Genomic DNA, 13,916 nt, shown 5'->3' with positions numbered 1-13,916 from the left:
TCGCGGGCGGACGACGACGGTCCAAGACGGTTTTCTCGATCTGGTCCGGCCTGGCAGCGCCTTTGCCGAACTCTGTTTCAGGCACCTGAAACGAATATCGTCGCCTAAAATTTGATACCGCTGGTTTTAGGCTTTGGTGAGCGGGGAGGGGATCGAACCCTCGACCACATGATTAAAAGTCACGTGCTCTACCACTGAGCTACCCGCCCTCACCGGTGCGCTGACATAGGCAGGTGGCGCGCGCCGGTCAACATTGTTCCGGCGGGCACATCGTGGCAGAAGCCGTGCCGATGGCGAACGAGCGTGCAATCGGAGCAGCGTCGAGCGGCGCACCGCAACACTGGTGCGGCTGGATCACGGCATTCGCGCTCGCCGCCCTGACACTGACGGTCTTGCTGCTCGGCTTCATCGTCGCGCTCGATCCCTATGGTGCGCGCCTGCGGGCCGGCCAGCCCGCGCGGCCGCTGATGGATCTCAACCAGCGCTTCATGTACCCGCAGATCGTCAGATCGGGAGCCTTCGATTCGGCGGTGTTCGGCACGTCGACGCTGCGCCTGCTCGATCCGCAGATTCTCTCGAAGGGATTGTCCGCCCGCTTCGCCAATCTCGGCATGAACGCCGCGACGCCCTGGGAGCAGAGCCAGATCGCCGGCCTGTTCGCGCGCAAGGTCATGGCCCCGAAGGTCGTGATCTGGGGCATCGACCAGACCTGGTGCGAAGCGGATGCGGCCGACGAGGCGCGCCGGTTGACGCCGCGGCCGTTCCCGCCCTGGCTTTATGACGACAGCGCCTGGTACAGCTGGCCAAGGCAGCTCAATGTCACCACGCTGGAGATCGCGCTGCGCCTGGCTGCCCATCGGCTCGGCCTGCGGCCGGAGCGCCTGCGCGGCGACGGCTACGAGGTCTTCACCCCGCCCGAAGAGACGTACGATCTCGCTCGTGCGCGCTTCCATCTCTATCGCAGCCATGGCGGTCGAGCGCCTGATACGGCGCCTCAGGCACCTGCCGCCGAGGTCTCGGCCGCCGAGCGCGCGAGCTGGCGCTTTCCGGCGCTCGCCTGGTTGGAGCAGGGGCTGGCCGGCTTTCCGGCGACGACGCGACGCCTGATCGTCCTTCCGCCGGTGCACGCCGGCGCGATGCCGGGCGAAGGCAGCGCCGCCTGGCAGCGCTTCGAAGCCTGCAAGGCGCAGATCGCGGCGATCGCGGCACGTCAAAAGGCAGTGGTCGCCGACTACACCCATCCGTCGGAGTTGACCCGCGAGGATTCCAACTACTGGGATCCGCTGCACTATCGGTTGTCGATTGCGCGGCGGCTCGAAGCCGATCTGATCACGCTGGGGCAAGGGGAGCGAGCTCCGGACGACCCGGCCCTGATCGTGATCGGCGCCCATCGTTAACGGCGCATCAACCAAGCGATTCTAACGTGGCGGCATGGTCATCCGCCGCGGTCTCCGCTCCGTCCTCGTCACGCTCGCGCTCTATCTCGTGTCGAGCGCCGTGGTCGGCTATTTCCTGTTCCACGCGCAGCATGGCGCGCGCGGACTCGAGACCTCGGCTGGCCTGCGCGAGAAGCTCAGCGAGATGGAAGTGGAACTCGCCAGCCTGAACGGCGAGCGGCAGGACTGGGAGAAGCGCCTGGGACTGATGCGCGACGAAGCCATCGATCGCGACCTGCTCGAGGAGAGGGCGCGTGCCCTGCTCGGGCGCATCCACCGCAACGACGTTGTCGTCATGGGGCGTTAAGCCCCGGCCGTGCCCTCTGAGGAGAGGCCGCCGAGCCGACATTCCCAGTTGGAAGACAGCTTTGCCGATCGGTTGCGAGGCTTCGGTCGAAAGCGGCGCTGAGCCGGCTTTCCCGGCGTCGATGGTCGCAAAAAGATCGATTAACCGATAATCAGTTAATCAGCATTATTTCAGATATAACAGATATTTAGCTTATGTTGCAGTGCGAGATATCCGTCTCGCCAAGGTCTGGAGCTTCCTCTACAACCAAAGCAGCAGAGCTCGGGAGGACCGTTCATGGCCATTGCCGCACGGAAGACGAAAGCAGGAGCGCCTGCCAAGGCGGCCGCGAAGGCGCCAGCGAAGAGCGCTCCGAAAGGTGCGGCCAAGACGCTGTCGAACGCCCCGACCTTCAACAGGGAAGAAGAGCTCCACGCTTATCGCGAGATGCTGCTGATCCGCCGCTTCGAGGAGAAGGCGGGCCAGATGTACGGCATGGGCCTGATCGGCGGGTTCTGCCACCTTTATATCGGCCAGGAAGCCGTGGTCATCGGCATGCAGATGGCCTCCAAGGAGGGCGACCAGGTCATCACCGGCTATCGCGACCACGGCCACATGCTGGCTTGCGGCATGGAATCGCGCGGCGTGATGGCCGAGCTCACCGGCCGGCGCGGCGGTTATTCGCACGGCAAGGGCGGCTCGATGCACATGTTCAGCCGCGAGAAGAACTTCTATGGCGGCCACGGCATCGTCGGCGCGCAGGTTTCGCTCGGCGCCGGCCTCGGCTTCGCCAACTGGTACCGCCAAGACGGGCGCGTATCGATGGCCTATTTCGGCGACGGCGCCGCCAATCAGGGCCAGGTCTATGAGAGCTTCAACATGGCCGAGCTCTGGAAGCTGCCGGTCGTGTTCGTGATCGAGAACAACCGCTATGCCATGGGCACCTCGGTCAACCGTGCCTCGGCACAGACCGACTTCTCCCGGCGCGGGGTGTCCTTCAACATTCCCGGCGAGCAGGTCGACGGCATGGATGTCCGCGCGGTCCGGGAGGCCGGCCAACGCGCCATCGACCATGCCCGCTCCGGCAAGGGCCCCTACATCCTTGAGATGCAGACCTATCGCTATCGTGGCCATTCCATGTCCGATCCGGCGAAGTACCGCTCGAAGGACGAGGTCCAGCGCATGCGCGAGGAGCACGACCCGATCGAGCAGGTTCGTGGCCGCCTGACGCGCGACTACAAGATCGGCGAGGACGAGCTCAAGGCGATCGACGCCAAGGTCCGCGAGATCGTCAACGACGCCGCCGAATTCGCGACCCATGATCCCGAGCCGGACGTCTCGGAGCTCTGGACCGACATCCTGCTGGAGCCGGCGCAGGCCTGAAGGCCGCGCTCGATCCTCCCCGCCCTTTCAGCCCTCGCGGCCATCCCAGAAATCCGGGTGCGTAAATGCCGATCGACATTCTGATGCCCGCCCTGTCGCCGACCATGGAACAGGGCAAGCTCGCCAAATGGCTGAAAGCCGAGGGCGACAAGATCAAGGCCGGTGACATCATCGCCGAGATCGAGACCGACAAGGCGACCATGGAGGTCGAGGCGGTCGACGAGGGCGTGCTGGCGAAGATCCTGATCGCCGACGGCACCGAGAACGTCGCGGTCAACACGCCGATCGCGGTGATCGCCGCCGATGGCGAGGACGTATCTGCGGCCGCGAGCGGCGCTGCCAAGGCGCCCGTCGCGGCTCCGCAGGCTGCGGAAGCTCCCGCTCCGGCGGCAACGGCAGAAGCACCCGCCAGCCCGGCTCCTGCGGTGGCGGCGAGCGTTCCGGCCCAGGCGAAATCCTATGACGCCTCCTCCGAATTCCCGGCTGGCGCCGAGATCGTCTCGATGACGGTGCGCGAGGCGCTGCGCGACGCCATGGCCGAGGAGATGCGGCGCGATGCCGACGTCTTCGTCATGGGCGAGGAGGTCGCGGAGTATCAGGGCGCCTACAAGGTCACTCAGGGGCTGCTGCAGGAGTTCGGCGCACGCCGCGTGATCGACACCCCGATCACCGAGCATGGCTTCGCCGGCATCGGCGTCGGCGCGGCGCTGACCGGCCTGAAGCCGATCGTCGAGTTCATGACCTTCAACTTCGCCATGCAGGCGATCGACCACATCATCAATTCGGCGGCCAAGACGCTCTACATGTCCGGCGGCCAGATGGGCTGCCCGATCGTCTTCCGCGGCCCCAACGGTGCCGCCGCCCGCGTCGGCGCCCAGCACAGCCACGACTATGCCGCCTGGTACTCGAACGTACCCGGCCTCAAGGTGGTGATGCCCTACAGCGCCTCCGACGCGAAGGGATTGCTCAAGAGCGCGATCCGCGATCCCAACCCGATCATCTTCCTTGAGAACGAGATCCTCTACGGCCGCTCCTTCGACGTGCCCAAGGGCGACGACTTCACCATCCCGATCGGCAAGGCCAAGGTCGTGCGCCCCGGCAGCGACGTCACCATCGTCTCCTTCGGCATCGGCATGACCTATGCGCTCGGCGCCGCCGAGGCGCTGGCCAAGGAAGGCATCGAGGCCGAGGTCATCGATCTGCGCACCATCCGGCCGATGGACATCGAGACGGTCATCGCCTCGGTCCAGAAGACCAATCGCTGCGTCGCGGTCGAGGAAGGCTTCCCGCAGTCCGGCATCACCGCCGAGATCGGCATGAAGATCATGGAGGCGGCCTTCGATTATCTCGACGCGCCCGTCGCGCGCGTCACCGGCAAGGACGTGCCGATGCCCTACGCCGCCAATCTCGAGAAGCTGGCGCTGCCGAACATCGGTGAGGTCGTCGCGGCGGCCAAGGCCGTCTGCTACCGGGCCTGACCATGCAGGTGACGATCGGAGCCATGCTGGTTTCGGTCGGCCTCGCGGCGATCGGGGGGCTGGCGAGCTATGCCTATGTCCAGCCCCGTAAACGGCTGTCGCCGCGCCCGCTGACACCGAGAGACCTCGCCACCACGCGGCTTTATCTGCACCGTGTCGACGTCCTCTCCTTCGTGCTCGCCGCCGCCGGCGTGCTGACGCTAATTCCGGAAAGCGTCCAGGCTTTCGCGCCCGAACTGATGGCCGGCAAGACGCTGGCCGGCACGGCGCTGGAGCATTTCGACTATATCGCCTTCGTTCTCGTCTCCGTCAGTTTCGGCATGGGCGTCATCCGCCGCATGCTGTTTATCGCATTGGAAAAAGCGAGCCTCCAGCCATGCCCGTGAACATCCTGATGCCCGCGCTCTCTCCGACGATGGAGAAGGGTAATCTCGCCAAGTGGCTGAAGAAGGAGGGTGACGCCATCAAGTCCGGCGACATCATCGCCGAGATCGAGACCGACAAGGCGACCATGGAGGTCGAGGCGGTCGACGAGGGCGTCCTCGCCAAGATCGTCGTGCCGGAAGGTACCGCCGACGTCGCCGTCAACGAAATCATCGGCGTGATCGCCGGCGAGGGCGAGGATGCCAAGAGCGTCTCCGCGCCGAGCGCCGCGCCGGCCAAGAGCGAGCCCGCTCCGAAGGCGGCCGAGCCTGCTCCCGCCGCCGCCTCGGCTGCTCCGGCCGCGGTTGCTCCGGCGCCTGCCGCGCAGGCCACTGCGCCCGCTTCCGGCAACCGCCCCTTCGCCTCGCCACTGGCGCGCCGCCTCGCCAAGGATGCCGGCATCGACCTCGGCAAGGTCCAGGGCTCGGGCCCGCATGGCCGTATCGTCGAGAAGGACATCGAAGCCGCCAAGCAGGGCGGGGCGGCCAAGGCTGCGCCGGCTGCCGCGGCCGGCACTCCGGCGGCACCCAAGCCTGCCGCCGCGCCGCTCGCGACCGGCCCCTCCGACGAGCAGACCAAGAAGCTGTTCGCGCCGGGCTCCTATGAGGAGATCCCGCATGACGGCATGCGCAAGACGATCGCGCGCCGCCTGACCGAAGCCAAGCAGACCATCCCGCATTTCTACGTCACGCTGGATTGCGAGCTCGATGCACTGCTGAAGCTGCGGGCCGAACTCAATGCCGCGGCGCCCGAGAAGGACGGCAAGCCGGCCTACAAGCTCTCGGTCAACGACATGGTGATCAAGGCCCTCGCTTTGGCCCTCAAGGCCGTCCCCGACGCCAACGTCTCCTGGACCGACGCCGCGATGCTGAAGCACAAGAATGCTGATGTCGGCGTCGCCGTCTCGATCCCGGGCGGGCTGATCACCCCGATCATCCGCGACGCCTGCCACAAGACGCTGTCCCAGATATCCAATGAGATGAAGGACATGGCGGCGCGGGCGAAAGCGCGCAAGCTGAAGCCCGAGGAGTATCAGGGCGGCACGACCGCGGTTTCGAACCTCGGCATGTTCGGCGTCAAGGACTTCGCCGCGGTGGTGAACCCGCCGCATGCGACGATCCTGGCCGTCGGCGCCGGCGAGCAGCGCGTCATCGTCAAGGGCGGCCAGCCGGCCGTCGCGACGGTGATGTCGGTGACTCTCTCGACCGACCATCGCGCCGTCGACGGGGCGCTCGGGGCCGAACTGCTCCAGGCCTTCAAGGGCTATATCGAGAAGCCGATGGCGATGCTGGTGTGAGGCGGCGATGACCCGTCAGGCCCGCATCCTCGCTTTCGGCGATTCTCTCACCTGGGGCCGGATCGCCAACCGACCGGAGCGGCATGGCGACGATGTGCGCTGGCCGCGGGTGCTCGAGAAGGCGCTCGGCGGCTACGCCACGGTGATCGAAGAAGGGCTCAATGGGCGACGGATCGCGCTCGACGATCCGCTGCGCCCGTATCGCTCCGGCATCTCGCTGCTGCCGCTGTTCATCGAGTGCCACGCGCCGCTCGACCTCGTCATCCTGATGCTCGGCACCAATGACTGCCAGCGCCAACACTCGCTGGCGCCCTATGACGTCGCCCGCTCGATGCGGATGCTGGCGCAGGTTGCGCAGCGTCCGCCGGTCGAGCCGGGCATGCCGGTGCCGGAGGTGCTGATCGTCTCGCCGCCGGTCGTGCGCATGCCCGACGATCCCGAGCACGAGGCCAATTTCTTCATGGAAGGCGCGCCCGAGAAGACGGCGCTGCTGGCGACCTATTATCGCCGCATCGCCGACGAGATCGGCGTCAGCTTTTTCGACGCGGCGGCGGTCGCGACCGTGACTGGCGCGGACGGCATCCATCTCGATGCCGAGAACACCTGCGCGATCGGGCTGGCGTTGGCGCCGGTGGTCGACGGCCTGCTTGGCCTACCGCTGCCGGCACGTGGACCGGCTCTGCGGATCGCGGGCCCGTAAACGACATTCGATCGGGGCCTTGCCCCGCACCATCAACACTGCCCGCGGTGGGCAGAGCGAGCCGAGGCATTTCCCATGGCTGACTACGACATCATCATCATCGGCTCCGGCCCCGGCGGCTATGTCGCGGCGATCCGCGCGGCTCAGCTCGGCTTCAAGACCGCGATCGTCGAGCGCGAGCATCTCGCCGGCATCTGCTCGAACTGGGGCTGCATCCCGACCAAGGCGCTGCTGCGCTCGGCCGAGATCCTGCATTACGGCCAGCACGCCAAGGATTACGGGCTGACGCTGGAAGGCTCGTTCAAGGCCGATCTGGAGGCGGTGGTGAAGCGCTCGCGCGGCATTGCGGTGCGCATGAACAACGGCGTCCAGTTCTTGATGAAGAAGAACAAGGTCGACGTCATCTGGGGCGAGGCCAAGCTCACCAAGGCCAACACCATCGTCGTCGCCCCGACCAAGAAGCCGGCGATGCAGCCGCAGGGGCCGATCCCGAAAGGCGCCAAGGGCGAGGGCACCTACACTGCCGACCACATCATCGTCGCGACCGGCGCCCGCCCGCGCGTGCTGCCGGGGCTGGAGCCAGACGGCAAGCTGATCTGGACCTATTTCGAGGCCCTGGTGCCGCCGACCATGCCGAAATCGCTGGTGGTGATGGGCTCGGGCGCGATCGGCATCGAGTTCGCCTCGTTCTACCGCACGCTCGGCGCCGAGGTGACGGTGGTCGAGGTGATGCCACAGGTCGTCCCCGTGGAGGATGCCGAGATCGGTGCCTTCGCCCGCAAGGCTTTCGAGAAGCAGGGCATGAAGATCCTGACCTCGACCAAGGTCACCAAGGTCGAGAAGGGGGCGAACTCCGTCACCGCCCATATCGAGGACGACAAGGGCAACAAGCAGACGATCACCGCCGAGCGGATGATCTCGGCGGTCGGCGTCGTCGCCAATGTCGAGAATCTCGGGCTTGAGGCGCTCGGCGTGAAGCTCGATCGCGGCGTGATCGCGATCGACGGGCTCTGCCGCACCAATGTGAAGGGCATCTACGCGATCGGTGACGTCGCCGGCCCGCCGATGCTGGCCCACAAGGCCGAGCATGAGGCAGTGATCTGCGTCGAGGCGATCAAGGGCCTGCATCCGCACCCGATGGACAAGGCGATGATCCCGGGCTGCACCTATTGCCATCCGCAGATCGCCAGCGTCGGCCTGACCGAAGCCAAGGCCAAGGAGGCCGGCCACCAGCTCAAGGTCGGCCGCTTCAACTTCGTCGCCAACGGCAAGGCGGTGGCGCTCGGCGAGGACAGCGGCATGGTCAAGACCGTGTTCGACGCCAAGACCGGCAAGCTGCTCGGCGCCCACATGGTCGGCGCGGAGGTCACCGAGCTGATCCAGGGCTTCGTGGTCGCGATGAACCTCGAGACCACCGAGGAAGAGCTGATGCACACCATCTTCCCGCATCCGACCCTGTCGGAGACGATGAAGGAGGCCGTGCTCGACGCCTATGGCAAGGTGTTGAACGCCTGATCCCAGGCGAAGGCGTTCACATCCGCTTCACATAAGCTCGGCGATCCTCCGGTCATTGCTCCAGGAGGATCGCCATGGACCTTCGTGCCCTTCTCGTCGCCATCGCCATCGGCGCCGTCGCCGGCTGGCTCGCCAGCATCGTCATGGGTGGTGGCGGGCTGATCCGATACATCATCACCGGCCTGATCGGCGCCTTCGTCGGCAGCTTCCTGCTGCAGTTCCTTGGCATCAGCCTCGGTATCGGCAACCCTTTGATCTCGCAGATCATCACCGCGACGATCGGTGCGATCGTCGTGGTCTTCCTCGCCCGGCTGGTCGCCTGACCCTCCGGCGCTGGCATTTGTCGATGGCGCAGGCCATATCCGGCCGATGAGCCGCGCCCGCAAATCCACCAAGCCCGACAAGGTCGTGCCCGACGAGAAGGTCGAGATACTGCCGCCGCGCAGGAATCTGACGCTTGATTGGGCCCGGCTGCTACCCCCGGTCGCCTTCGGCACGGCCGCTGGCTTCATCGCCAGCCTGGTCGTCGGGGGCGGCGGCTTCCTGCGCCATGCGGTGGTCGGGCTGCTCGGCATGCTGGTTGGACAGGGCATCGTCCACGTCACCGGCTGGCGGGCGAGCACCGGCTATCGCTTCCTCGATTCGATGGCGATGGCGGTGATCGGCGCGATCCTGGTGGTGCTGCTGGCGCGCTTTATTGCCTGACGGAACCGGAGGGCGCACCACGCGTTGTCGTCGGCGGCCGCACGGCCAGGCCTCGAGGGCAGGGGGATTGCCATGAACGACCAGATCTATGCCGCGCTCGGCACGCCGGGCTACGGCTTCTTCATGACGCTGTTGATCGGCATCATCGCCGGCTGGATCGCCGAGCGCGTCACCTCGTCGGACCATGGGCTCTTCACTAACATGATCGTCGGCGTCGCCGGCTCCTTCGTCGGCAGCCGGCTTGCCGAGCTGCTGGAGATCCCGGTCTTCGGCTTCTGGCGCACGCTCGTCGCGGCGATCGCCGGCGCCTGCCTGCTGATCGTAGTCTGGCGCGCGGTGCGCAACTGAGTCCCACGGCGCGCTTTCCGTTCGACCGGGACGGTCGAACGATCAGAATTCGCGCAACTTTAGGTTTTGGAGCATGTTCTGCAAAAGTGGCGTCCACTTTTGCAGAACATGCTCCGCGGGTTGCTCGCGAAGCACTTCGGCATTAGCTAGACGGGAGTGGCCGCGCCCTGCTGCGCGGCGCCAGTAACGGACCCGTCCATGGCCGTCGTGCTCGACCTCCTCAACCGCGATCCGCGCCCCAACTCCGGCAACCCGAAATCCGAGGTCAAGCCGGAGCTGCGCCATCCGGAAAAGCAGAAGCGGCCGGAGAACCCGATCCTGCGCAAGCCGGACTGGATCCGCGTCAAGGCGCCGGGCTCGCCGAAATGGGCCGAGACCCAGAAGATCGTGAAGGCCGAGAAGCTCGTCACCGTCTGCGAGGAGGCGGGCTGCCCCAATATCGGCGAGTGCTGGGAGAAGAAGCACGCCACCTTCATGATCATGGGCGACACCTGCACGCGCGCCTGTGCCTTCTGCAACGTCAAGACCGGCGTGCCGGAAGCGCTCGATCATGACGAGCCGCGCAAGGTCGCCGATGCCGTCGCCAAGCTCGGCCTGGAACACGTCGTGATCACCTCGGTCGATCGCGACGACCTCAAGGATGGCGGCGCCGAGCATTTCGCCCGCGTCATCCGTGCCATCCGCGAGGCTTCGCCCGGCACGACGATCGAGATCCTGACGCCGGACTTCCTACGCAAGCCCGGCGCGCTCGAAGTCGTCGTCGCGGCCAAGCCCGACGTCTTCAACCACAATCTCGAGACGGTGCCCGGCAAGTACCTGAAGGTGCGTCCCGGCGCCCGCTATTTCCACTCGCTGCGGCTGCTGCAGCAGGTCAAGGAGCTCGACCCGACCATCTTCACCAAATCCGGCATCATGGTCGGCCTTGGCGAGGAGCGGAACGAGGTTCTGCAGCTGATGGACGACCTGCGCTCCGCCGAGGTCGATTTCATCACCATCGGCCAGTACCTCGCCCCCTCGCGCAAGCATCATGCGGTCATCCGCTTCGTCACGCCGGACGAGTTCAAGAGCTTCGAGACCATCGCCTATGTGAAGGGCTTCCTGATGGTCTCCTCGACGCCGCTGACGCGCTCCTCGCACCATGCCGGCGAGGACTTCGCCAAGCTGCGGGCAGCGCGCGCGGCCAAGCTCGGCAGCTGATCGGCAAAAACCACATGCCGATGTTCAACAGCACCCGCCGGGTGAAGCATTCACCCGGAGAGATGTTCGCGCTCGTGGCGGATGTCGAGAAATACCCGCAGTTCCTGCCGCTCTGCGAGGGGCTGACGGTCCGCCGGCGCACGCCGCGCGAGGGCGGCGGGGAAGTGCTGCTCGCCGACATGACCGTCGGCTACAAGGCGATCCGCGAGACGTTCACCAGTCGCGTCACACTCGATCCGGCAAACCTCAAGATCCTGGTCGAATATGTCGACGGGCCGTTCCGCTATCTGGAGAACCGCTGGAGCTTCAAGCCGCTGGATACGGGCAGCGAGATCGGCTTCTTCATCTCCTACGAGTTCGCCAGCCGCATGCTCGGCCTGCTGATGGGCGCGATGTTCGACAAGGCCTTCCGCAAATTCGCCGAGGCCTTCGAGAAGCGCGCCGACGCGATCTATGGAAGCAGGCCAGCGGCGCTCACCTAGTTTTAAGCGGCCTGCGCCATTGTTCCCTCGTTCCGGCAGGGGGAAGGCATGGAAGCTCCATTGATGCAGGCGCGTGCCGATGTCGGGGCGCGTCGGATGGGCGCGGTGTTGCCGGTCTTCGCCGGCACGATCTTCCTCTCCGCTTTCCTGCTCTTCGGCATCCAGCCGATGTTCGCCAAGATGGTGCTGCCGAGGCTAGGCGGCTCGCCGGCAGTCTGGTCGACGGCCATGGTCTTCTTCCAGGCCATGCTGCTCGCGGGCTATGCCTATGCGCACTGGCTGGTCAGCCGCTTCAGCGTGCGGCGCGCCGCCCTGATCCACATCGCCCTGATGATCGTGGTCGTAGCGACCTCGCTACCCATCGGCATCGCCGCAGGCTTCGAGCGCCCGCCGCAACAAGGCGAATTCGCCTGGCTTCTGCTGCTCTTCACGGCTTCGGTCGGCTTGCCCTTCTTCGCGGTCTCCGCGAACGGGCCGTTGCTGCAGGCCTGGTTCGCGCGCACCGGGCATGCCCATGCCCGCGATCCCTATTTTCTCTATGCCGCCTCCAATGTCGGCAGCTTCCTGGCTTTGCTCGCCTATCCATTCGCGGTCGAGCCGACGCTGAGGCTGGCGACACAGGCCTCTGCCTGGGCGTGGGGCTTTGGCTTGCTGCTCGCCGGTATCACGGCCTGCGCTGGATTATGTGTCGGGCGCTCGGCAAGCAGGCTCGACACGCCACCGCTCGTCGCAGAGCCCATCCCGGCCAGCCGCAAGCTGCATTGGCTTTTCCTGGCCTTCGTGCCTTCGGGACTGCTGGTCGCGGTGACCGCTCACATCTCGACCGATGTTGCGTCAGGACCGCTGCTCTGGGTTGCCCCGCTGGCGCTCTTCCTGCTGACCTTCGTCATCGTCTTCCAGCGCAAGCCACTGCTGCGCCATGGCTGGATGCTGAATGCGCAGCTGCTGCTTGTCCTCTGCTACATGGCCGCGACGACGCTCCATCTGCGCCTGGGCTGGGGCGGCGAGCTCGTCCTTCATCTCGCCGTCCTGTTCGTCACGGCGATGGTCGCGCATGGCGAACTGGCGCGGCTGCGGCCATCCGCGGCTGGACTGACGGGATTCTATCTCTGGATGTCGCTCGGCGGCGTGCTGGGCGGAGTGTTCACCGCGCTGCTGGCACCCTTGCTGTTCAACTCGGTCGCCGAGTACCCGCTTCTGGTGGTGGCGGGCATGCTCTGCCGTCCGGGCTTCACCTCGATCCGGTTGCGGCGCTGGCAGGGCGTCGCGCTGGCCTCCATCGCAGCTCTCGCGAGCGTGAGCCTGGTCGCTCGCGAAATGATGCGAACGGACTCGGTTCGCTCGTTCTTCGGCATCCATCGCATCACCGAAATACAGGATGGCCGCTTCCGCGTGCTCAGCCACGGCAGCACGGTCCACGGTGCGCAGCGCCTGCGTCAGGACGACGGCACGCCGGTGTCGGGGCGCCCGGAAGCCCTGACCTATTACTTCGCCGGCGGCGGCATCGCAGACGGGATCGCCTCCGTTCGCCAGGCGAGGGGAGGCACGCTTGCCGCGGTCGCGGCCATCGGTGTCGGCACCGGCTCGCTCGCCTGCCAGGTCCGCGCCGGCGAGGATTGGCGCTTCTACGAGATTGATCCGGCCGTGATCAGGATCGCGACCGATCCGGCGCGCTTTGGCTTCTTCAGCGCCTGCGCGCCCGCGCCGACCTTTGTGATCGGCGATGCGCGACTGACGCTTGGCGATGCGAGCGACGGCTCACTCGACCTGATCGTCGTCGATGCCTTCTCCTCCGATGCGATCCCTGTCCATCTGCTCACCGGCGAGGCCTTGGCGCTCTATATGCGCAAGCTCAAGCCGGATGGTGCCGTGCTGCTGCACATTTCGAACCGGAACATGGAACTCGCTTCCGTTGTGACGGCGACCGCCGCCTCGCAGGGGCTTGCGACCTGGCTCAACAAGCCCGTCCGCACGGCCGAGGATCTGCGGGCGATGAAGACTGCACCGGAGGTCGCCCTCGTCACGCGCCCGGGCGTCGATCCCGGCTCGGCCGTGAGAGGCTGGAAACGGCAGGCCGGCCCGGGAACAACCCGCCCGTGGAGCGACGACTATGCCGACGTCGTCGGAGCCATCTGGCGGCAGCTTTCGCTGAAATAGAGGCCGGGGCCTACTCTACCGTCAGCGCGGCTTCGCGTAGCAGGTCGAGCGCCTCCAGGACGCTGAGGCGCCTGATCTCGTCACGGCTCTTCGCGCCGAAGCGCTTCTCGCGGTGCAATGTCAGCGCGCCATTGGCGCAGGCGAAATGCACCAGCCCGACCGGCTTCGCTTCGCTGCCGCCGTCCGGGCCGGCGATGCCGGTGATCGAGACGGCGAGCCGCGATGACAGCCGCTCGCGGCCGCCTTCCGCCATGGCGCGCGCGACGGGCTCGCTGACCGCGCCATGCTCCCGGATCAACTCAGCGGGGACACCGGCCAGCACCGTTTTCGCCTCGTTGGAATAGGTGACGAGGCCGCCTAGAACCATGCTCGACGAGCCCGAGATCGCGGTCAGTGCTCCGGCGACCAGCCCGCCGGTGCAGGACTCGACCGTCGCGACGGTGATGCCGCGCTCGCGCGAGATGTTCAGCAATTCGGCGGCGAGCGAACGGATGTCGAGATCGAACATG

General features: G+C 66.3%; 15 protein-coding genes and 1 tRNA gene. 14 read left to right on the top strand and 2 right to left on the bottom strand.

Going from position 1 to position 13,916, the window contains the following annotated elements:
• Nucleotides 1–134 precede the first annotated feature (134 nt).
• Nucleotides 135–209 (bottom strand) — tRNA-Lys (locus VGV58_RS09325).
• Between the two features lie 81 nt (nt 210–290).
• Between VGV58_RS09325 and VGV58_RS09320 the strand changes: the two genes are divergently transcribed.
• The 14 genes from VGV58_RS09320 (at nt 291) to VGV58_RS09255 (ending at nt 13,407) form a co-directional block, all read left to right on the top strand.
• Nucleotides 291–1,397 carry a hypothetical protein gene (locus VGV58_RS09320; protein ID WP_326873736.1) on the top strand — a complete coding sequence of 369 codons (1,107 nt, stop codon included), beginning with the start codon at nt 291–293 and terminating at the stop codon, nt 1,395–1,397.
• A gap of 34 nt (nt 1,398–1,431) precedes the next feature.
• A complete protein-coding gene (locus VGV58_RS09315; protein ID WP_326873735.1) occupies nt 1,432–1,743 on the top strand; it encodes an FtsB family cell division protein in 312 nt (103 codons plus the stop codon).
• A gap of 276 nt (nt 1,744–2,019) precedes the next feature.
• Nucleotides 2,020–3,105, top strand: a complete 1,086-nt coding sequence (gene pdhA / locus VGV58_RS09310) for a pyruvate dehydrogenase (acetyl-transferring) E1 component subunit alpha (protein WP_326873734.1) — start codon at nt 2,020–2,022, stop codon at nt 3,103–3,105.
• 65 nt (nt 3,106–3,170) lie between these two features.
• On the top strand, nt 3,171–4,583 hold the full coding sequence (locus VGV58_RS09305) for a pyruvate dehydrogenase complex E1 component subunit beta (protein ID WP_326873733.1): 1,413 nt from the start codon (nt 3,171–3,173) through the stop codon (nt 4,581–4,583).
• Nucleotides 4,584–4,585: 2 nt separating this feature from the next.
• A complete protein-coding gene (locus VGV58_RS09300; protein ID WP_326873732.1) occupies nt 4,586–4,969 on the top strand; it encodes a hypothetical protein in 384 nt (127 codons plus the stop codon).
• Entirely contained in the window at nt 4,960–6,303 is a 1,344-nt protein-coding gene (locus VGV58_RS09295) for a pyruvate dehydrogenase complex dihydrolipoamide acetyltransferase (protein WP_326873731.1), read from the top strand. Before VGV58_RS09300 ends, VGV58_RS09295 begins: the two co-directional genes overlap by 10 nt.
• Nucleotides 6,304–6,310: 7 nt before the next feature.
• Nucleotides 6,311–7,003 (top strand): SGNH/GDSL hydrolase family protein, encoded by a 693-nt coding sequence (locus VGV58_RS09290; RefSeq protein WP_326873730.1) that lies wholly within the window; start codon nt 6,311–6,313, stop codon nt 7,001–7,003.
• A 75-nt stretch (nt 7,004–7,078) separates the two neighbouring features.
• Nucleotides 7,079–8,518, top strand: coding sequence for a dihydrolipoyl dehydrogenase (lpdA, locus tag VGV58_RS09285; RefSeq protein WP_326873729.1), 1,440 nt, complete (start codon nt 7,079–7,081; stop codon nt 8,516–8,518).
• A gap of 74 nt (nt 8,519–8,592) precedes the next feature.
• Complete coding sequence (locus VGV58_RS09280; RefSeq protein WP_414643921.1) at nt 8,593–8,841, top strand: GlsB/YeaQ/YmgE family stress response membrane protein; 249 nt, start codon at nt 8,593–8,595, stop codon at nt 8,839–8,841.
• A gap of 46 nt (nt 8,842–8,887) precedes the next feature.
• Complete coding sequence (locus tag VGV58_RS09275) at nt 8,888–9,223, top strand: GlsB/YeaQ/YmgE family stress response membrane protein (protein ID WP_326873728.1); 336 nt, start codon at nt 8,888–8,890, stop codon at nt 9,221–9,223.
• Between the two features lie 72 nt (nt 9,224–9,295).
• Nucleotides 9,296–9,571: a GlsB/YeaQ/YmgE family stress response membrane protein gene (locus VGV58_RS09270; protein ID WP_152014699.1), complete on the top strand. Its 276-nt coding sequence runs from the start codon at nt 9,296–9,298 to the stop codon at nt 9,569–9,571.
• 198 nt (nt 9,572–9,769) lie between these two features.
• Nucleotides 9,770–10,768 (top strand): lipoyl synthase, encoded by a 999-nt coding sequence (lipA, locus tag VGV58_RS09265; protein WP_326873727.1) that lies wholly within the window; start codon nt 9,770–9,772, stop codon nt 10,766–10,768.
• 14 nt (nt 10,769–10,782) lie between these two features.
• A complete protein-coding gene (locus VGV58_RS09260) occupies nt 10,783–11,250 on the top strand; it encodes a type II toxin-antitoxin system RatA family toxin (RefSeq protein ID WP_326873726.1) in 468 nt (155 codons plus the stop codon).
• 48 nt (nt 11,251–11,298) lie between these two features.
• Nucleotides 11,299–13,407: a fused MFS/spermidine synthase gene (locus VGV58_RS09255; RefSeq protein ID WP_326873725.1), complete on the top strand. Its 2,109-nt coding sequence runs from the start codon at nt 11,299–11,301 to the stop codon at nt 13,405–13,407.
• 10 nt (nt 13,408–13,417) lie between these two features.
• Here VGV58_RS09255 and VGV58_RS09250 read toward each other — a convergent pair whose 3' ends face one another.
• On the bottom strand, nt 13,418–13,915 hold the full coding sequence (locus VGV58_RS09250; protein WP_326873724.1) for a CinA family protein: 498 nt from the start codon (nt 13,913–13,915) through the stop codon (nt 13,418–13,420).
• Nucleotide 13,916 lies beyond the last annotated feature (1 nt).

The sequence above is a fragment of the Allobosea sp. genome, assembly GCF_035944895.1.
In the GTDB taxonomy this organism is placed as follows: domain Bacteria; phylum Pseudomonadota; class Alphaproteobacteria; order Rhizobiales; family Beijerinckiaceae; genus Allobosea.
The sequence above is the reverse complement of the archived record's forward strand: the minus strand, read 5'-3'. Positions and strand labels throughout refer to the sequence as shown.

What these genes read in the sequence shown, in the direction of transcription:
- VGV58_RS09320 (WP_326873736.1), top strand. Translation starts at nt 291, where the DNA reads ATGGCGAACGAGCGTGCAATCGGAGCAGCGTCGAGCGGCGCACCGCAA.
- VGV58_RS09315 (WP_326873735.1), top strand. Translation starts at nt 1,432, where the DNA reads ATGGTCATCCGCCGCGGTCTCCGCTCCGTCCTCGTCACGCTCGCGCTC.
- pdhA (WP_326873734.1), top strand. Translation starts at nt 2,020, where the DNA reads ATGGCCATTGCCGCACGGAAGACGAAAGCAGGAGCGCCTGCCAAGGCG.
- VGV58_RS09305 (WP_326873733.1), top strand. Translation starts at nt 3,171, where the DNA reads ATGCCGATCGACATTCTGATGCCCGCCCTGTCGCCGACCATGGAACAG.
- VGV58_RS09300 (WP_326873732.1), top strand. Translation starts at nt 4,586, where the DNA reads ATGCAGGTGACGATCGGAGCCATGCTGGTTTCGGTCGGCCTCGCGGCG.
- VGV58_RS09295 (WP_326873731.1), top strand. Translation starts at nt 4,960, where the DNA reads ATGCCCGTGAACATCCTGATGCCCGCGCTCTCTCCGACGATGGAGAAG.
- VGV58_RS09290 (WP_326873730.1), top strand. Translation starts at nt 6,311, where the DNA reads ATGACCCGTCAGGCCCGCATCCTCGCTTTCGGCGATTCTCTCACCTGG.
- lpdA (WP_326873729.1), top strand. Translation starts at nt 7,079, where the DNA reads ATGGCTGACTACGACATCATCATCATCGGCTCCGGCCCCGGCGGCTAT.
- VGV58_RS09280 (WP_414643921.1), top strand. Translation starts at nt 8,593, where the DNA reads ATGGACCTTCGTGCCCTTCTCGTCGCCATCGCCATCGGCGCCGTCGCC.
- VGV58_RS09275 (WP_326873728.1), top strand. Translation starts at nt 8,888, where the DNA reads ATGAGCCGCGCCCGCAAATCCACCAAGCCCGACAAGGTCGTGCCCGAC.
- VGV58_RS09270 (WP_152014699.1), top strand. Translation starts at nt 9,296, where the DNA reads ATGAACGACCAGATCTATGCCGCGCTCGGCACGCCGGGCTACGGCTTC.
- lipA (WP_326873727.1), top strand. Translation starts at nt 9,770, where the DNA reads ATGGCCGTCGTGCTCGACCTCCTCAACCGCGATCCGCGCCCCAACTCC.
- VGV58_RS09260 (WP_326873726.1), top strand. Translation starts at nt 10,783, where the DNA reads ATGCCGATGTTCAACAGCACCCGCCGGGTGAAGCATTCACCCGGAGAG.
- VGV58_RS09255 (WP_326873725.1), top strand. Translation starts at nt 11,299, where the DNA reads ATGGAAGCTCCATTGATGCAGGCGCGTGCCGATGTCGGGGCGCGTCGG.
- VGV58_RS09250 (WP_326873724.1), bottom strand. Translation starts at nt 13,915, where the DNA reads ATGTTCGATCTCGACATCCGTTCGCTCGCCGCCGAATTGCTGAACATC.